15 protein-coding genes are annotated in these 18840 nt (G+C 62.1%); 9 read left to right on the plus strand and 6 right to left on the minus strand.

Annotation, left to right across the window (positions count from 1 at the left end):
• Nucleotides 1–37: 37 nt before the first annotated feature.
• Genes ACR0K1_RS21145 through xdhA form a run of 4 tightly spaced genes read right to left on the minus strand, consistent with a single transcriptional unit; the run spans nucleotide 38 to nucleotide 6259 of the window.
• A complete protein-coding gene (locus ACR0K1_RS21145; RefSeq protein WP_480851803.1) occupies nucleotides 38–1555 on the minus strand; it encodes an ABC transporter ATP-binding protein in 1518 nt (505 codons plus the stop codon).
• Complete coding sequence (gene xdhC / locus ACR0K1_RS21150) at nucleotides 1552–2499, minus strand: xanthine dehydrogenase accessory protein XdhC (protein ID WP_480851804.1); 948 nt, start codon at nucleotides 2497–2499, stop codon at nucleotides 1552–1554. The genes ACR0K1_RS21145 and xdhC overlap by 4 nt, the downstream gene beginning before the upstream one ends.
• Nucleotides 2499–4901: a xanthine dehydrogenase molybdopterin binding subunit gene (gene xdhB / locus ACR0K1_RS21155; protein ID WP_480851805.1), complete on the minus strand. Its 2403-nt coding sequence runs from the start codon at nucleotides 4899–4901 to the stop codon at nucleotides 2499–2501. The genes xdhC and xdhB overlap by 1 nt, the downstream gene beginning before the upstream one ends.
• Entirely contained in the window at nucleotides 4898–6259 is a 1362-nt protein-coding gene (gene xdhA, locus ACR0K1_RS21160) for a xanthine dehydrogenase small subunit (protein ID WP_480851806.1), read from the minus strand. The genes xdhB and xdhA overlap by 4 nt, the downstream gene beginning before the upstream one ends.
• Before the next feature lie 343 nt (nucleotides 6260–6602).
• On the opposite strand from xdhA, the gene dnaE reads away from it, so the two are divergent.
• The 3 genes from dnaE (at nucleotide 6603) to ACR0K1_RS21175 (ending at nucleotide 10798) form a co-directional block, all read left to right on the plus strand.
• The gene (dnaE, locus tag ACR0K1_RS21165; RefSeq protein ID WP_480851807.1) at nucleotides 6603–10130 is read left to right on the plus strand and encodes a DNA polymerase III subunit alpha; all 3528 of its coding nucleotides are present in this window, start codon (nucleotides 6603–6605) and stop codon (nucleotides 10128–10130) included.
• A gap of 87 nt (nucleotides 10131–10217) precedes the next feature.
• Nucleotides 10218–10427, plus strand: a complete 210-nt coding sequence (locus ACR0K1_RS21170; RefSeq protein WP_480612557.1) for a YMGG-like glycine zipper-containing protein — start codon at nucleotides 10218–10220, stop codon at nucleotides 10425–10427.
• Between the two features lie 8 nt (nucleotides 10428–10435).
• On the plus strand, nucleotides 10436–10798 hold the full coding sequence (locus ACR0K1_RS21175; protein WP_480612556.1) for a hypothetical protein: 363 nt from the start codon (nucleotides 10436–10438) through the stop codon (nucleotides 10796–10798).
• A 4-nt stretch (nucleotides 10799–10802) separates the two neighbouring features.
• On the opposite strand, the gene ACR0K1_RS21180 is transcribed toward ACR0K1_RS21175, so the two are convergent.
• On the minus strand, nucleotides 10803–10997 hold the full coding sequence (locus ACR0K1_RS21180) for a SlyX family protein (protein WP_480612757.1): 195 nt from the start codon (nucleotides 10995–10997) through the stop codon (nucleotides 10803–10805).
• A 124-nt stretch (nucleotides 10998–11121) separates the two neighbouring features.
• On the opposite strand from ACR0K1_RS21180, the gene hisS reads away from it, so the two are divergent.
• From hisS to hisG, 3 genes are read left to right on the plus strand one after another with little or no spacing between them, the layout of a single operon-like run.
• Nucleotides 11122–12609, plus strand: a complete 1488-nt coding sequence (hisS, locus tag ACR0K1_RS21185; protein ID WP_480851820.1) for a histidine--tRNA ligase — start codon at nucleotides 11122–11124, stop codon at nucleotides 12607–12609.
• Nucleotides 12610–12612: 3 nt separating this feature from the next.
• The gene (locus tag ACR0K1_RS21190; RefSeq protein ID WP_480612554.1) at nucleotides 12613–13701 is read left to right on the plus strand and encodes an ATP phosphoribosyltransferase regulatory subunit; all 1089 of its coding nucleotides are present in this window, start codon (nucleotides 12613–12615) and stop codon (nucleotides 13699–13701) included.
• On the plus strand, nucleotides 13698–14387 hold the full coding sequence (gene hisG / locus ACR0K1_RS21195) for an ATP phosphoribosyltransferase (RefSeq protein ID WP_480612553.1): 690 nt from the start codon (nucleotides 13698–13700) through the stop codon (nucleotides 14385–14387). Before ACR0K1_RS21190 ends, hisG begins: the two co-directional genes overlap by 4 nt.
• Here the strand turns inward: hisG and ACR0K1_RS21200 are convergent.
• The gene (locus ACR0K1_RS21200) at nucleotides 14384–14815 is read right to left on the minus strand and encodes a DUF1489 family protein (RefSeq protein ID WP_480851808.1); all 432 of its coding nucleotides are present in this window, start codon (nucleotides 14813–14815) and stop codon (nucleotides 14384–14386) included. The two genes, hisG and ACR0K1_RS21200, sit on opposite strands and share 4 nt — an antisense overlap.
• A gap of 115 nt (nucleotides 14816–14930) precedes the next feature.
• Here ACR0K1_RS21200 and ACR0K1_RS21205 point away from each other — a divergent pair, with 115 nt between their 5' ends.
• The 3 genes from ACR0K1_RS21205 (at nucleotide 14931) to rpsD (ending at nucleotide 18711) form a co-directional block, all read left to right on the plus strand.
• Nucleotides 14931–17213 carry an adenosylcobalamin-dependent ribonucleoside-diphosphate reductase gene (locus ACR0K1_RS21205; protein WP_480612551.1) on the plus strand — a complete coding sequence of 761 codons (2283 nt, stop codon included), beginning with the start codon at nucleotides 14931–14933 and terminating at the stop codon, nucleotides 17211–17213.
• Nucleotides 17214–17399: 186 nt separating this feature from the next.
• Complete coding sequence (locus tag ACR0K1_RS21210) at nucleotides 17400–17846, plus strand: hypothetical protein (protein ID WP_480851809.1); 447 nt, start codon at nucleotides 17400–17402, stop codon at nucleotides 17844–17846.
• A gap of 244 nt (nucleotides 17847–18090) precedes the next feature.
• Nucleotides 18091–18711 (plus strand): 30S ribosomal protein S4, encoded by a 621-nt coding sequence (gene rpsD, locus ACR0K1_RS21215; protein ID WP_480612549.1) that lies wholly within the window; start codon nucleotides 18091–18093, stop codon nucleotides 18709–18711.
• Nucleotides 18712–18840: the final 129 nt, after the last annotated feature.

Raw genomic sequence — 18840 nt, forward strand, 5'->3', positions numbered from 1 at the left:
TTTTTTTAAATACTCTCGCCGAAGGCGACGCCACGGATCACACATGCGCCACCTCCATTCCATGGGCACCACCCATCATCAGACCGATCTCATCAACCGTCAGGCCCGTGGTTGTGCGCGGCGCGCTCAGCCGCCCTTCGTTCAGTGCGGCGAAGCTGTCCGAGATTTCCATCAACTCATCGAGGTCCTGTGAAATACAGATCACTGCCGTCCCCTTGGCCGCCAGGTCCAGAATGGCCTGCCGGATTGAGGCTGCGGCGGCCGCATCCACGCCCCAGGTCGGCTGGTTGACCACCAGCACATCCGGGTTCTGCAATACCTCGCGTCCAATGACGAATTTCTGCAGGTTGCCGCCCGAAAGCGACCGCGCCGCGTTCTCTGGCCCCGGCGTGCGTACATCAAAGGCTTCGATGATCTTCTCGGCAAAACTCTTGGTCTCGGCCCACTTCAGGAACCCGTTATTCTCCAGCCCTTCCCGCACCGAACCGGTGAGCAGGGCATTCTCTGTAAGGCTCATATCCGGGGCGGCAGCATGGCCCAGCCGTTCCTCGGGCGCGGTCAGCACCCCCATTTTGCGCCGGGCTGTCGGCCCCAGCCTGCCAATGGCTTGGCCGTTGAACTTAATCGCATCCGCAGCAGTCGGAATTTCGCCCGACAGAACGCCCAGCAGTTCATCCTGCCCGTTCCCGGCAACGCCGCCGATGCCCAGAACCTCGCCTTTGCGAACCGTCATGTGGACGTTCTTCAGCGCAGTGCCAAATTCCGAGGGCGAAGGCACCGACAAACCGCTGACATCCAGCGCCACCTCGCCGAAGTCACGGCCCGAGCGTTCCGGTGTCTGCAGGGTCGAGCCCACCATCATCTCGGCCATGTCGCGCGCTGAGGTTTCAGCGGGAACACATTCGCCGACATTCTTGCCCAGCCGCAGGATTGTGGCGTGATCGCAGAGCGTGCGAATCTCTTCCAGCTTGTGCGAGATATAGAGGATCGAGGTGCCCTCGGACCGCAATTTGTTCAGCGTCTCGAACAGGATATCAACCTCCTGCGGGGTCAGCACGCTGGTCGGCTCGTCCATGATCAGCAGTTTAGGGTCCTGCAGCAGGCAGCGGATGATCTCGACCCGCTGACGTTCACCCGCGGACAGGTCGCCAACGGTGCGATAGGGGTCCAGCGGCAGGCCATAGGTCTCGGACACTTCGCGGATGCGCGAGGCAAGATCGCCCATCGGCGGCGGGTTTTCCATCCCCAGCGCAATATTCTCAGCCACGTTCAGCGCGTCGAACAGCGAGAAATGCTGGAACACCATCGCGATCCCATCGGCCCGCGCCGCACGAGGTTCTGGCGGAGCAAACGGCTGGCCGCGCAGCAGCATGGTGCCGCTGTCGGGCTTCACCAGCCCATAGATCATCTTGACCAGCGTGGATTTTCCCGCGCCGTTCTCGCCCAGCAGGGCGTGAACCTCGCCTTCGCCGATGTCGAAAGACACCTGATCATTGGCCACGACGCCGGGATAGGCCTTGGTCAGCCCTTGCAAGCTTAAAAGTGGAGTGGTCACGCGCTCAGGTCCTTCTTTCCTTCGTTCTGCCGGGCAGGGCGCAAAAGCTGCGCCGCGACACCAACTGCGATCATTTGCGGGTGTTTGCCCAGGGACGGGTCCCCGATCGGGCAGGTGATCCGGCTGATCCGTTCGGGCGCATGCCCCAACGCAGCCAGCCGGGACCGGAATCGCGCCCATTTCGTAGCCGAGCCGATCAGCCCCGCAAAGCGGAAATCATGCAAAAGCAGGCTGTTGCACAGTTCCAGGTCCAGATTGTGTGAATAAGTCAGCACCAGATGCTCCGCATCACGCGGCGCGTGGCGGACCAGCTCTGCCGGTTTGGTCGCGGGAACAACGGTGACGCCCGCCGGAACATCCTGCGGAAACCGCTCGGGCCCGGTATCCACCCATGTGATGGCCAGATCGGGCAGGGGTGACAGAACTTCAACCAACGCGCGGCCCACATGCCCCGCGCCCCAAATCCAGAGGTCTCGTGCAGGCTTGTGCACCGGCTCGATCATCCAGCCATCGACCAACTGTGTTTCCGGCGCGATGCCCTGACCGCGCGCGGCGGCCAGCAGGCGCTTGACCGACAGGGGCATATCCCGGTCTGTTGCGGAACGCGCGATCACCCGGTCGTCCAGCGCGTTCACGGCGTCGAGGTCATAGACTTCGCTCAGCAGAGACACCGCACCGCCGCAGCATTGCCCCATCTCCGGGCCAAGCGCGTGGTGGGACAGGCGGGCAGGGGCGGTTTGCGCCCGCGCGGCCTGTGCCGCCTGAAATTCCAGCGTGCCACCGCCGATGGTACCGCTTTGCCCGAAGCCGTTTTCTTCTGGCCAGACCAGCATCGCAGCGCCCACTTCGCGCGGGGACGATCCCTTGATCCCGGCGATGACCACCCGGACCACACGCCCGTGGGTTTTGACCGCCTCCCTCAAAGCCTCCAGGTCAAATCCCATCAGATGCCTCCCTTCATCCTTTGGACGCCGCGCCAGACCTCTTCGGCTGTGGCGGGCGCATCCAGCGCCGGATAGCTGTCGCCGCAGGCGGCCACCGCATCCGACAGGGCCAGCCAGGCGGATATGCCCAGCATGAAGGGCGGCTCACCCACCGCTTTCGAGCGATAGATCGTGTCCTCGCGGTTCGCACCGTCCCAAAGCGCCACGTTGAAAATGTCGGGCCGGTCCGAGCAGGCCGGGATCTTGTAGGTCGAGGGCGCATGCGTGCGCAGGTTGCCCTTTCCGTCCCAGACCAGTTCCTCGGTCGTCAGCCAGCCCGCGCCCTGTACATAGCCGCCTTCGACCTGCCCGATATCCAGCACCGGGTTCAGCGAGGTTCCGGCGTCATGCAGAATATCCGTGCGCAGGATGCGGTTCTCGCCGGTCAGGGTGTCCACGGCGACCTCGGTGACCGCGGCGCCATAAGCGAAGTAGAAAAATGGACGGCCCCGGCCCTTGATCCGGTCCCATTTGACTTTGGGGGTTTTGTAGAAACCCGTGGCCGACAGGCTGACACGGCCCTGATAGACCATCGCCGCTGCCTCAGCGAAGCTGTAGCGTTCTGCGCCAACCGAAACCTGCCCGTCCGAGAATGTCACGGTGGAGGGATCGGCCTGATGCCGTTCCGCCAGATAATCGGCCATCCGGTCGCGGATCGTATCGCAGGCCGCTTTCACAGCCATGCCATTCAGGTCACTGCCCGAAGATGCCGCCGTGGCCGAGGTGTTAGGGACCTTGGCGGTATCGGTAGCGGTGATCTTAACCATCTCCAGCGGGATACCAAAGCGCGCGGCTGCAACCTGCGCTACCTTCTGGAACAGACCCTGACCCATCTCGGTCCCGCCATGGTTCAGGTGGACCGAGCCGTCCTGATACACATGCACCAGTGCGCCTGCCTGATTGAGGTGAGTCAGCGTGAAGGAGATGCCGAATTTGACCGGAGAAAAGGCGATGCCCTTCTTGATCACGCCGTTCTCGGCGTTCCACTTCTGAATCGCGGCCTTGCGCGCGGCGTAGTCGCTGGATTTCAGCAACGCCTCGGTCATGCCGTGCAGTTCGAAATCGCTGACCTCCATGCCATAGGGCGTGGTGTTGCCACCGGCGGGCAGAGGGCGCACCGGGGCGTCACCCATCTCAACCGCGCCGCGGCTGGTCAGGTCCTCATGCGGATCGGGGTGGCCGAGCGGTTTCTCCGCCGGTTCGGTCTCGGCTACCGCATGCGCCGGTTCATAGTAGTTCCGGCGGCGCAGCTCGACCGGGTCCAGCCCCATTTCATAGGCGGCGTGGTCCATCACCCGTTCGATCCCGACCATTCCCTGCGGGCCGCCAAAGCCGCGATAGGCGGTGGCGGATTGGGTGTTGGTCTTTAGCCGGTGACTCTCGATCCGGGCATTGGGCAGCAGATAGGCGTTGTCCGAATGCAGCATGGCGCGGTCCGCGACAGGCAGGGACAGGTCCTGTGCCCAGCCGCAGATGGCGTAGTGGTGGAACGAGACGCCTTGGATATGGCCGTTCTCACCGAACCCGGCCTTGTACGCGATGCGGAAGGCATGGCGCTTGCCGGTGATGATCATGTCATCGTCGCGGTCATAGCGCATCTTGCAGGCCTTGCCGGTGGCGCGCGCGGCGACAGCACAACCGACGGCCAGCGCGTTGCCCTGACTCTCCTTGCCACCGAACCCTCCGCCCATGCGGCGGGTCTCGACCCGGATAGCGTGCATGGGAACGCCCAGAGCGTCGGCCACCTTGTGCTGGATCTCGGTCGGGTGCTGGGTCGAGCTATGCACCAGCATATCCGCGCCTTCATTCGGCACGGCCAAAGCGGCCTGACCTTCGAGATAGAAATGCTCCTGCCCGCCGAGTTCGAAAGACCCTTCGATCACATGGGCGGCATTGGCGATGGCCGCATCGGCATCGCCCTTGGCGTAGATACGCGGGCCGTCCTCGAACCGGCTGTCGGCGGCCAGCGCCTCTTCGACCGTCAGGATCGGGGTGTCTTCGGCATAGTCGATCTTGCCCAGACGCGCGGCCTTGCGCGCGGCCAGATGACTGGTGGCGATGACCAGAAACACCGGCTGGCCGATATAATGCACCGCGCCGTCCGACAGGAGTGGTTCATCGTGGATTGAGGGCGAAACGTCGTTGGCAAAGGGCAGGTCCCCGGCGGTCATCACCATGACAACGCCTTGGGCCTCTTTCACCGCCGACAGGTCCATCGCGGTGATCGTACCCTTGGCAATCGGGCTGAGGCCAAAGGCCAGATGCAGCGTGCCTTTGGGCGTCGGAATATCATCCACATAGCGCGCCGCGCCTGCCACATGCAGAGGGGCAGTGTCATGGGGGAGGGATTTGGTCACGCTCATGCCGACACCTCCAGCACATTGGTCACTTCACCCTGATCTTCCAGGAAATACCGTTCCAGAATCGCTTTGGCGGTTTCCAGACGATAGGTTGCCGAGGCGCGCATGTCCGTGAGTGGTGAATAATCGTCGGCAAAGGCAGGCAGCGCGGCGTCAATCGTCTCGCGCGTCCAGGGTTTGCCGATCAGCGCGGCCTCGACATGGGTTGCCCGTTTCGGAATGCCGGCCATGCCGCCAAACGCGATACGCGCCTGCGTGACGGTGCCCTCTGAAACGGTGATATTGAAACAGCCGCAGACGGCCGAGATATCCTGATCGAACCGCTTGCTGAGCTTGTAGGTCTTTAGCCTGTCCGGTTGACGGGGGAAGCTGACGGCCTCGACAAACTCACCGGGCGCGCGGTCCTGTTTACCGTAGTCGATAAAGAATTCTTCCAACGGGATGGACCGGCGCTCATCGCCTCTGCGCAGATGCAGGGTCGCATCCAGAGCAATCAGCGCGGGCGGGTTGTCCCCGATCGGCGAGCCGTTGGCGATATTGCCGCCCACGGTGGCCGCGTGGCGCACCTGAACGCTGGCATAGCGGTGGATCATTTCAGCGTAGGAGGGATGCAGATCGGCCAGCGCCTCGCCCATCCGGTTCATGTCGACCATCGCGCCGAAACGGATTTCGCTGTCGGTGATCGTGATTTGTTTCAGGTCATCGCAGCGGTTCAGGAAGATCACCGGGTCCAGATCGCGCAGCTGTTTGGTGACCCAGAGGCCCACATCCGTCGCACCGGCGATCAGGGTGGCGTCCGGGTTCTGGGCATAAGCCGCGGCCAAAGCGTCGGATGATCCGGGCAGCATGGGCGAGGTGTTTTGTGCAGCAACAGGCGCGTCCTTGACCCAGACCGGCACGGGCTGATCCTCGACAACCTGCGCCGCCCGAATGATCGGCGCGTAACCCGTACAGCGGCACAGGTTGCCGGCAAGCTGGGTGTCGTGATCGGTTGCGCCATTTGCGTGGCTTGCCACCATCGACATGACGAAACCGGGGGTGCAGAAGCCGCATTGCGACCCGTGCAGGTCCACCATCGCCTGCTGGACCGGATGCGCCTCGCCATTCGGGCCGCTGGCCCCTTCGACGGTGCGGATCGCCTTGCCATGCAGCTGGGGCAGGAAGAGGATGCAGGAATTCAGCGCTTTGTGGCCATCCTCATCCGTCACCATGACGGTACAGGCCCCGCAATCGCCTTCGTTGCAGCCTTCCTTGGTACCGGTCAGGCCGCGATCCTCGCGCAGCCAGTCCAGCAGGGTCGCTGTCGGATCGACATCCGCCAGTTCCACTGTCTCTCCGTTCAGAAGAAACGTGATATTCATTCGAGAAACCCGTCGCCTTACCCGGTTGCGCCCCTCTGGCCCTCCTTCGATGCGACGTAGAAAGAGTGGCGGGCGAGTAGCTTGCCGTTCGATGTTAGAAACAGCGCGGCTGATCTGGCAAGAAAAACTGCCTGGGCGATACATCATTAGGCCCTGCTGGCGGTCAAGTTGCGTATGTGTTGAGTCTTCAGCCCGTTGAAATAAAACCGTTTTCTGCCCTGTGCGCTCGGTGCCCCCCGAAGCACCTTCTGGAAAAGCCGAATAATCAGAGGTGAATTATTTAGCTTCTCAGGACAGCGGTTCCCGCTTTTGCAGCGCCGCTGGCTGGGATAGCGTAGCGGTCATGAGCAGTACTCCTCGATTCATTCACCTCCGCGTTCACACCGAATATTCATTGCTGGAAGGCGCTGTGCGGCTGAAAAAGCTGCCGGGGCTGTGCGAGAAGGCCGAGATGCCCGCCGTTGCCGTGACGGACACAAATTCGATGTTCTCGGCGCTGGAATTTTCCGTGACCGCCAGCGGGGCCGGTATTCAGCCGATAATGGGCTGTCAGGTCGATCTGACCTATGTGCAGGCACAGCCGGGGGAAAAGCCGAAAGCGCCCGCGCCCTTGGTGCTGCTGGCGCAGTCCGAGGCTGGGTATGAGAACCTGATGAAGCTCAGCTCCTGCCTTTATGTAGACAAGAGCGGGCAGTTGCCGCAGGTCACGCTGGACGAGTTGGCCGCGCGCTCGGACGGGCTGATCTGCCTGACCGGCGGGCCGGATGGACCGGTGGGGATGCTGTTGCAGCAGGGCCAGCGCCCGGCGGCTGAGGTTCTGGTGGACCGGCTGGCCGGGATGTTCCCCGATCGTCTTTACATCGAACTGCAGCGCCATCCGGGCGAGGATGGCCAGCCCGAGGCCGAACGCCTGACCGAGCGTGGCCATGTCGAGATGGCCTATGCCAAGAACCTGCCTTTGGTCGCCACCAATGACGTCTATTTCCCGACCTCGGACATGTACGAGGCGCATGACGCTCTGATCTGTATCGCAGAAGGCGCTTATGTCGATCAGCAGGACGACCGCCGCCGCCTGACCGCGCAGCATTATTTCAAGTCGCAGCAGGAAATGGTGACCCTGTTCGCCGATCTGCCCGAGGCCATCGAGAACACGGTGGAAATCGCCAAACGCTGCGCCTTTATGGCCTATCGCCGCGACCCGATCCTGCCGAAGTTTGCCGATGATGAGGTCGCTGAACTGCGCCGGATGGCCACTCAAGGTTTACAGAGGCGTTTGATGGTAATCCCTCATGCCGTACCGATTGAGGAGTATAAGGAACGGCTGGAGTTTGAGTTGGGCATCATCGAAGGCATGGGCTTTCCGGGCTATTTCCTGATCGTTGCCGACTTTATCCAATGGGCCAAGGATCATGACATCCCGGTGGGGCCGGGGCGGGGTTCGGGCGCGGGCTCCTTGGTGGCCTATGCGCTGACGATCACCGACCTTGACCCGCTGCGCTATTCGCTGCTGTTCGAACGGTTTTTGAATCCTGAACGGGTCTCGATGCCCGACTTCGATATCGACTTCTGCATGGACCGGCGTGAGGAAGTGATCCGCTACGTCCAGCAAAAATACGGGCGCGACAAGGTGGGGCAGATCATCACCTTTGGTGCGTTGCTGTCGAAAGCTGCCGTGCGCGATATCGGGCGGGTGTTGCAGATGCCCTATGGACAGGTGGATCGCCTGTCCAAGATGATCCCGGTGGAAGGGGTCAAACCCGTCTCTATCGAGAAAGCGCTGAAAGACGAACCCCGCCTGCGCGAAGAGGCCCGGAACGAAGAGGTAGTGGACCGGCTGCTGACCTATGGCCAACAGGTCGAAGGGCTGTTGCGGAACGCCTCGACCCACGCGGCGGGGGTGGTGATCGGGGACCGGCCTCTGGATGCGCTGGTGCCGATCTATCAAGATCCCCGGTCCGACATGCCCGCGACCCAGTTCAACATGAAATGGGTGGAACAGGCCGGGCTGGTGAAGTTCGACTTTCTGGGTCTGAAGACACTGACCGTGATTCAGAATGCGATGGACCTGATCTTCAAGTCCGGGCGGCCTTTGCACGTCGCCGCCGATGGCACCGAACTTTATGAACCTGCCGACGGGGCCGAGAACCAGATCAACGCCATCCCGCTGGATGACGAGGCAACGTATAAGCTCTATTCAGCGGCCAAGACGGTGGCGGTGTTCCAGGTGGAATCCTCGGGCATGATGGATGCGCTCAAGCGGATGAAGCCGGACTGTATCGAGGATATCATCGCCCTCGTCGCGCTCTACCGTCCCGGCCCGATGGAAAACATCCCCAAGTTCTGCGAGGTCAAGAACGGGCTGAGCAAGCGGGACACGCTGCACCCGTCCATCGACCATATTCTGGACGAAACCCAGGGTATCATCGTCTATCAGGAACAGGTGATGCAGATCGCGCAGGAAATGGCGGGGTACTCCTTGGGCGGTGCCGACCTGCTGCGCCGCGCGATGGGTAAGAAAATTCAGGAGGCGATGGACGCCGAGCGGCCCAAATTCCTCAAAGGTTCGGCTGAGAACAATGTGGACGAGGCCAAGGCGACCGAGGTCTGGAACCTGCTGGACAAGTTCGCCAATTACGGCTTCAACAAATCCCACGCCGCCGCCTATGCGGTGGTCAGCTATCAGACCGGCTGGCTGAAGGCGAACCACCCGGTCGAGTTCATGGCGGGTGTAATGAATTGCGATATCCACCTGACCGACAAGCTGGCCGTCTACTTTGAAGAGGTCCGCAAGGGGCTGGAATTGCCCTATGTGCCGCCTTGCGTGAACCGGTCTCAGGCGACGTTTGACGTGGTGAATGGCGAACTGGTCTACGCGCTGGGCGCGTTGAAAAACGTCGGTGTCGAGGCGATGAATCTGGTGGTCGAGGGGCGTCGCGCCGGGGGCGCGCAGGATGAAAAAAGCGACAAGCCCTTTGTCAACCTGTTCGACTTCGCCCGCCGGGTCGATCTGAAGAAGGTCGGCAAACGCCCGCTTGAGATGCTGGCGAGGGCTGGGGCCTTTGACGAGCTCGACAAGAACCGCCGCCGTGTGTTCGAAAGCCTTGACCCGTTAGTGCAGTATTCGGCGGCCATTCATGACCAGAAGAACTCGAACCAGGTGTCGCTGTTTGGCGAGGCGGGCGATGATCTGCCCGAACCGCGCCTGTCGCCCAGTCCCGACTGGCTGCCTGCAGAACGGCTGAGCGAAGAGTTCAAGGCCATCGGCTTCTACCTCTCCGGCCACCCGTTGGACGACTACATGCCCGCGCTGAAACGCAAACAAGTGCTGACGCTGGATGAAGTGACGGAAAAGGCCCGCTCGGGTCCGCTGATTGCGAAAATGGCGGGCGTTGTTGCCGGGCGGCAGGAGCGGAAATCGGCGCGCGGCAACCGGTTTGCCTTTGCCCAACTCTCGGACCCGACAGGTGCGTATGAGGTCACGCTGTTCTCGGAAACGCTGGAGAAAAGCCGCGAGTTTCTGGAAACCGGCGCGCAGGTGGTGCTGACCGCCGAGGCGACGATGGAGGCCGATCAGCTTAAACTGCTGGGCCGGTCGGTCGGACCGGTGGATTCGGTTGTGGCCGATGCGGGGGCAACCGGTCTGCGCATCTTTCTGGACGAGGCGCAGGCCCTGCCCACCGTCGCCAAGGTGCTTGCCGACGCGGCGGATGCGGCCAAGAACGCCGCACGCGGTCCGATCCAGCTGTTGCTGATCGCACCGGGGCTGCCCGGCGAGGTCGAGATGGATCTGGGCCATGACTTCCCGATCAACCCGCAGATCAAGGGGGCGATCAAATCTCTGGAAGGTGTGATCTCGGTCGAAGAAATCTGACGCCGGGCTTTGTTGCCAGACAGTTAGCGCCCCGCTAGGCTGGGCGCAGAAGGATTGTTTGGGCATTGGCCACGGGAGGGCGTTCACATGACGATTTCAGGTCTCGGGTTCAGGACGGTTGCGATGGCGGCAGCGGCATCGCTTGCTTTGGCATCGGCCGGATTGGCGGATGACAAAAAGAAGAAGACCATTGAAGGTGCGCTGATCGGCGCTGGTGTCGGAGCCCTGATCGGCGATGGAAAGGGCGCGGCAATCGGCGGCGTGGCCGGGGCGATTATCGGACATAACTGGAAGTGAGCGCGATGATGAAGCCATTAAAGACTGTATTCGCATCCCTGTGCCTATCCTTGCCGGTTGCGGTCGCGGCTGACGAGGCCGCTGAACAAATGGTTCAGGACGCTTTGCCGTTGATGCACTACACATGCGCCTCGATCGCGGAAGAGGCGGATGGGGACGAAGCCTTTGTCGTGACCGTTGTTGAAAAGATGACCGCCCTGTCGCTTTATAACCGTCAGATCAATATCGACGATCACGCGACCACGGACGAGGAAAAAGCCCAGTTGCGCGAAACCTTTATCGCCGCTCTGTCCGAAGGCTGCGCTGCCGACAAAAACGCCCTGTTGGGCGGCGTGGTCGACAACGCGGTGAAGGTGACGCTGGGGTTGTAAACGCTCAGTAATGTGGCGGGCGTTCGTCGCCATAGACAATCCCGCCCGATCCATCCTGCGCCCGTTCAGCCTCGCGCTGGAACAGCATTTCGACGCGGCGGGTCAGGCGGTCGATCTCGTCCTGTTGCCGGGTGACGACTGCGTTCAGATCCTCGACCGTGCGGGTCAGGTGGGCGATCTGTTCTTCCAGATGCTGCATGTGGGACTCCTTGATATGCCGGTCATAGCGACCCTGTGACGGCAAGGCCAGCGAAAGCGCGCCTTGCCCCGATGCGGGCCATGGGATAGACCGCGCGCGGAAGATGACCGCGAAGGACGCCCAGATGGCCAAGCCCAAGAAACAGCCCCGCCCCAAGGCCGTAACGCCAAAGGGATTCCGCGACTATTTCGGCGAGGAAGTCACGCAGCGCACCGAGATGCTGCGGACGATTGCGGGCGTCTATCATCGGTATGGCTTTGACGCCCTGGAGAGCAGCGCGCTCGAGACCGTCGAGGCGCTGGGCAAGTTCCTTCCCGATGTGGATCGCCCCAACGAAGGCGTGTTCGCGTGGCAGGAGTTCGACGAAGGCGGCAACGGTGATTGGATGGCCCTGCGCTATGACCTGACCGCGCCTCTGGCCCGGGTCTATGCGCAGCACCGCAACGATCTGCCGACGCCCTATCGCCGCTATGCGATGGGGCCGGTCTGGCGCAACGAAAAGCCGGGGCCGGGGCGGTATCGCCAGTTTTATCAGTGTGATGCGGATACGGTGGGCACGGCCAGCATGGCGGCGGATGCCGAGATCTGCGCGATGCTGTCGGATACGCTTGAGACCGTCGGCATCCCGCGCGGCGACTATCTGGTGCGGGTCAACAACCGCAAGGTTCTGAATGGCGTGCTCGAGGCGATGGGCCTAGGCGAAGACGCCGCCGCCCGCGACAACGTTCTGCGCACCATCGACAAGTTCGATAAGGTGGGTGAGGCTGGCGTGCGCGAGTTGTTGACCAAGGGCCGTCTGGATGCCTCGGGCGCGTTTATCGATGGTGTGGGTCTGAGCGACGATCAGGCCGAACCGGTGATCGCCTTCCTGACCTCGAAAGCCGCAGATACCGCCGGAACGCTGGCCAACCTGCGCGCCGCTGTGGGCGACAGCAAGATCGGCGCGGATGGGATTGCCGAGCTGGAACAGATCGGCGCGCTGCTGGATGCGGGCGGCTACGGGGCGGACCGGATCGAGATCGACCCCTCGGTCGTGCGGGGCCTCGGCTATTACACCGGGCCGGTCTATGAGGCAGAACTGACATTCGAGATTTTCGACGAGAAAGGCCGCAAACGTCAGTTCGGATCGGTCTCGGGCGGCGGTCGCTATGACGATCTGGTCAAGCGCTTCACCGGGCAGGAAGTGCCCGCGACAGGTATCTCGATCGGCGTCGATCGCCTGCTGGCCGCCCTGCGCGAAAAGGGCCGGATCGCTGCGCAGGCGACAGGTCCCGTGGTGGTGACGGTCATGGACCGCGACCGGATGGCCGACTATCAGGCGATGGTGGCCGAGCTGCGCAATGCGGGTATCCGGGCCGAGGTCTATCTGGGCAACCCCAAGAATTTCGGCAATCAGCTGAAATACGCGGACAAGCGGAACGCGCCGATTGCGGTCATTGAAGGCGGTGACGAAAAGGCGGGTGGCATCGTGCAGATCAAGGACCTGATCCTGGGCGCGAAGATCGCCGAAAGCGCCACGCTGGAGGAATGGAAAGAACGCCCCAGTCAGTTCCAGGTGCCGCGCGGTGATCTGGTCGCCAAGGTGCAAGAGATTCTGGACAGTCAGGACTGAGCCATGGCCAACCGTTCCCAGATACAGGCCCGCGCCGCGATGATGCGTGTCCGGTTCGAGGCCGCAGGCGCGCAGGTCGTGGACCCGCCGCTGTTGCAACCGGCGGACATGCTGCTGGACCTCTATGGCGAGGATATCCGTGCCCGCGCCTATGTGACCTCGGACGCGTTGCGCGGCGAGCAGATGCTGCGCCCCGACTTCACCCTGCCCGTGGTGCAGATGCACATGCGCGAAGGCGCCGAGCCCGCGCGTTACACCTATTCCGGCGAGGTGTTCCGGCGGCAGGAACACGACCCCGACCGCGCCAACGAGTACATTCAGGTCGGGTATGAGGTCTTTGACCGCAACGATCCCGCCGGAGCGGATGCCGAGGTGTTTTCTCTGTTCGCGCTGCAACTGCGCGGGCTGCCCCTGCGGGCGGCAACCGGCGATATCGGCATCCTGACCGCCGCAGTACAGGGCCTGCGGACGACAGATCGGCGCAAGGCGGCGCTGATGCGTCATCTGTGGCGTCCGCGCCGGTTCCGTATCCTGCTGGATCGCTTCGCCGGGCGAAAGCCCGAGCCCGAGCACCGGACAAAACTGCTGGATGCCCTCGACCCCATGCAGTTCGACGCGCCCATGACCGGTAAACGGCGTGCTGCGGAGATTGAGGCGCGGATCGAGGCGTTGCGCGAAGATCGCGAGACGCCTCCGATTTCGGACAACGAACTGGCCGGGCTGGAAACGCTGCTGAACGTGCGCGAAACCATGCCTTTTGCCCTGGAACAACTGCGGGACGTGGCCGTCGATCTGCCGCAGATCACCCCGGCGCTGGACCGGCTCGAAGCGCGGATCGCGGCCCTGCAGGCGCGCGGCGTCGATGTGGATACGCTGGATTTCGAGGCCGCCTATGGCCGGACCTCAATGGAATATTATGACGGCTTCGTCTTTGGCTTTTATGCCGAAGGCCGCCCCGATCTGCCCCCCATCGCCACCGGCGGGCGCTATGACGCGCTGACGCGGCAGTTGGGCAATGGGGCGGAAATTCCCGCCATTGGCGGCGTGATCCGCCCCGACCTGATGCTGGACGTGGAAGGGGACCTGCGATGAGCCTGAAACTTGGCGTGCCCTCCAAGGGCCGGTTGATGGACAAGACATTCGCGTGGTTCGCCAAACGCGGCATCACCCTGTCGCGCAGCGGGTCGGACCGGGAATATGCGGGCAAGGTCGAAGGGATCGACGGCGTTTCGCTGATCCTGCTGTCGGCCGGAGAAATCCCGCGCGAACTGGCTGCCGGGCGCATTCATCTGGGCGTCACCGGCATCGATCTGGTGCACGAGAAACTGCCGCGCTGGGAACAGCAGGTCGAAGAGATCTCGCAGCTTGGATTCGGCAAGGCCGACCTGATCATTGCCACGCCGACCTGCTGGGTCGATGTGGATACGCTGGACGATCTGGATGCGGCGGCGGCGGCGTTCCGCAAGACCCACGGCCACCGGCTGCGGATCGCTACCAAGTATCACCGCCTGGTGCGCGAGTTCCTGACCGATGCGGGCGTGGCGGATTACACGCTGGTCGACAGCCAGGGCGCGACCGAAGGCACGGTGATGAACGAAACCGCCGAGGCGATTGCCGATATCACGTCTACGGGAGAGACCCTGAGGGCGAACCACCTGAAAATCCTGTCGGACGGGCTGATCCTGCAATCTCAGGCCACGCTGTGGCGCAGCCGGGTCGCCAAATGTGACCCCGAGACCAAGGCGGTTCTGAACGCGCTGCTGGATCGGCTGGGTTAAAGCACGCCGATATCCGCCAGCGCGCGGTTCAGATCGTCGGGCAGGGCATCGTCCTGTTCGCGGGATTTGGGCAGATCGGCGGGGGTGTCCTCGGGTTTCAGATAGCGCCAGCCCTGGAACGGGCGTTTCAGGGCGTTCTGGGTGCGGTGCACTTCGGGGTCGAGCACGATGGCGCAGCGGCGGATGCCGTCATCGCCGCGCACCTCATCGAGCCGCAGAATGCGCTGACGGCATTGGATCACGCCTTTGACCACCCAATAGATCGAACCGCCGTTCAGAATCTCGGCCTCGCGCTTGGGCCACATGCGGGTGACGTGACGCGGCAGCCCATCCTCGAACCGTTGGCGATAGCTGTCCTGCCACGCGATCAGCGTGTCGACGCTTTCCGATCCGACAGACAGTTTGATGAGGTTTACGTACTTATCCACAGCTTTCCCACAGAGTCGTCCCAAAGCACTGCTTGATATTGTAGCTCGGTATTCACTTTCATCAAGGTGTAGTGGGTGATAGGCTTGCAACCTCATTTAGCACAGGGAATCACCAATGAGCCGCTTTGCCGCCCCCATCGCCGAGCAGATCTGGGATATGAAATACCGTTTCAAACAGGCGGATGGCACGCCTATCGACCAGACGGTCGAGGACAGCTGGCGGCGCATCGCCCGCGATCTGGCGCGGATCGAGGATGATCCGGCCCATTGGGAAGAAAAGTTCTACGCGGCGCTGGAGGATTTCAAATACCTGCCCGCCGGTCGCATCACCGCAGGTGCAGGGACCGCGCGGCAGGTGACGTTGTTCAACTGCTTCGTCATGGGCACCGTGCCCGACAGCATGGGCGGCATCTTCGACATGCTGAAAGAGGCCGCGCTGACCATGCAGCAGGGGGGCGGCATCGGCTATGATTTCTCGACCATTCGGCCCCGTGGCGCGGATGTGAAAGGGGTTGCGGCGGATGCTTCGGGACCGTTGTCTTTCATGGATGTGTGGGACGCCATGTGCCGGACGATCATGTCCGCAGGCTCGCGTCGGGGGGCGATGATGGCGACGATGCGCTGCGATCACCCGGATATCGAACAGTTCATCACCGCCAAGTCCGACCCCGCCCGCCTGCGCATGTTCAACATGTCGGTGCTGGTCACCGACCCGTTTATGGAGGCCGTCAAGACCGACGGCCCGTGGGAACTGGTGTTCGGCGACAAGGTCTATCACACCGTGCAGGCCCGCGATCTGTGGAACAAGATCATGCAGGCCACTTACGATTATGCCGAACCGGGCGTGATTTTCATCGACCGGATCAATCAGGCCAACAACCTGAGCTATGTCGAGACCATCGCGGCAACCAATCCCTGCGGCGAGCAGCCCTTGCCGCCTTATGGTGCCTGCCTGCTGGGCTCGATCAATCTGGCGCGTCTTGTCGCCGAACCGTTCGAGGACGCGGCCCATCTGGATGAGGCCGCGCTGCAAGAGCTGGTCGCGACCTCGGTTCGCATGATGGACAACGTGGTGGATGCCTCGAAATTCCCGCTGGTCGAGCAAGAGGCCGAAGCGCAGGACAAGCGCCGCATCGGGTTGGGTGTCACCGGTCTGGCCGACGCGCTGCTGATGCTGGGCCTGCGCTATGGCTCGGACGAGGCGGCGCGTCAGACCGAGCGCTGGTTGCACGCGATCGCCCGCGCCGCGTATCTGGCGTCGGTCGACTTGGCGAAGGAAAAAGGCGCGTTCCCCTTGTTCGATGCCGAGAAATATCTGGCCAGCGGCACCATGCAGCAGATGGATGACGATGTGCGCGACGCGATCCGCGAACACGGTATCCGCAACGCGCTGCTGACCTCGATCGCGCCGACCGGGACGATCTCCCTGTACGCAGGCAACGTGTCTTCGGGGATCGAGCCGGTCTTTGCCTATGCCTATACCCGCAAGGTGCTGCAAAAGGACGGCTCGCGCACCGAGGAAGAGGTGGTGGACTACGCGGTGCAGATGTGGCGCGACAAGTTCGGTGACACCGAATTGCCCGACTATTTCGTCAACGCGCAGACGCTGTCTCCGTCCGATCACGTCAAGATGCAGGCGGCGGCGCAGAAATGGATCGACAGTTCGATTTCCAAGACGATCAACTGCCCAGAGGATATCAGCTTTGACGCCTTCAAGGATGTCTACATGCAGGCCTGGGATCAGGGCTGCAAAGGCTGCACCACCTATCGCCCGAATGACGTGACCGGTTCCGTCCTGACAGTCTCGGAAAGCGACGACAAGGCACCGGGCGAAAGCGCCGATGCGCCGCATCAGGTCGATGGTGGTGAGGTCGTGTATATGTCCGAACCACTGGACCGCCCGCAGGCGCTGGAGGGATCGACCTACAAGCTGAAATGGCCCGACAGTGAACACGCGATCTATCTGACGATCAACGACATCGTCCACGGAGGCCGCCGCCGCCCGTTCGAGGTGTTCATCAACTCGAAGAACATGGAGCATTACGCCTGGACGCTGGCGCTGACCCGGATGATCTCGGCCGTGTTTCGGCGGGGCGGGGATGTGTCCTTTGTGGTCGAGGAACTGAAAGCTGTGTTCGACCCGCGCGGCGGGGCCTGGGTGAAGGGTAAATACATCCCGTCGATTCTGGCCGCGATCGGCGGCGTGATCGAGCAGCACATGATCAGCATCGGCTTTCTGGAAGGCGAGGGCATGGGCCTGAAATCCGACCCGCAGGCGCAGGTGGTCAACATGGATGCGCCACGTGGCAAAGCCTGCCCGTCCTGTGGCCAGTTTGACATGGTCATGATCGAAGGATGCATGACCTGCCGCAGTTGCGGGCATTCGAAATGCGGTTAGTGCTGTAGGTCGAAAAACAGGCAAAGGGCCGGTTTTCAATACGTTAGCACCGAACCGGCTCAGCCCCCTGATTCCGTTCTGCAACATTCATCTGATTGCTGCATTTCGGTCTCTTTTCCGCCGGAATCAGGGCTGATACTACAATGTGATTAAGTGGTGGGTAGTCTTAAGGGTGCGAGCAGGCAAATGAGAACCGGATCAAACGGTCGTGTAGCCATATCTTGGAAACAAACGGAACTTGACGGGCTCGAGGCTGCGCCTCTGGCCTTTTTGGTCGTTGGGGCGGCGTGGTCCTGGCGGGGGCAGGCGGTGGCGCTTGGTGCCGTTGCCGGCCAGAGCCTTGAGCAGGCCGGGATTGCAGGTGGAGTCGTGGCCTGCACAAGCGGTCAGGCCTCGGGGGGCTGCGATCTGTCCGGTCAGGTTGTTGGAACCGTTGTTCTGTCGAACGGCGCGCAGCGGTTCAGTGCGGACATGGTCGTCGATGCGGAAGACAGCGCCCCGACTTTGGTTTTTGAAGGGACCTGCCCGCCGCGACATCAGGATTTCTGGATCAGCGAGATCACCGAAATCGAGCTGCCGCAAATGGCAAGCATCGAGCGTCCCTCGACGGTTGTTGCCTTTCCGTCACGGTAAGTCCCGCGTTTGTCGGGATGGCAAATAAGCGGCATCCGGTTGCCCGGCATGTTTTTACAAAATTCAACGGTCGTGGGCGTAGCCTGTTGACTCTGCAATTTCGGCGGATATAAGCGCGGCTTCATTGGTGTTGGTGGCCCCCGCAAGGGGATGCCTGTCATGGGGGGAACCTCAAGAGGACAACGCCCTTCACTCGACCTCTCCCTTACCAAGGGAGTGCTCTACATAACGAAGGAGAACAGCCGTGACCAAACGCACGTCTGCCAAGTACAAAATCGACCGCCGGATGGGCGAAAACATCTGGGGTCGTCCGAAATCCCCGATCAACCGTCGTGAATACGGCCCCGGCCAGCACGGCCAGCGCCGCAAGGGCAAACTGTCGGACTTCGGTCTGCAGCTGCGCGCCAAGCAGAAGCTGAAAGGCTACTATGGCGACCTGACCGAGAAGCAGTTCCGCCGCATCTACGCCGAAGCCGTGCGTGTGAACGGCGACACCGGTGAAAACCTGATCGGTCTGCTGGAACGCCGTCTGGACGCCGTCGTCTACCGCGCCAAATTTGTAGCAACCGTCTTTGCCGCGCGTCAGTTCGTGAACCACGGCCACGTCAAAGTGAACGGCAAGCGGGTCAACATCCCCAGCTACCGCGTCAAAGAAGGCGACGTGATTGAAGTGCGCGACAAGTCCAAGCAACTGGCTGTTGTTCTGGAAGCCGTTGCTCTGGCCGAGCGTGATGTGCCTGATTACATCGACGCCGATCACTCGAAAATGACCGCCACTTTCGTGCGCGCCCCGGGCCTGAGCGATGTGCCTTACCCGGTCATGATGGAGCCGAACCTGGTTGTCGAATTCTACGCGAAGAACTGATCTTCGCCGACGTTTCGAATTTGGAAAGGCCGCGCCGTTTGGGTGCGGCCTTTTCTTTTTTTGGTGCTGGTCAGGCTGCACATATGGCCCGGAAATCCTCACCGAACACGGCAACGTCCCGCTTCAATC

The organism is Ruegeria sp. F5 (assembly GCF_056533845.1).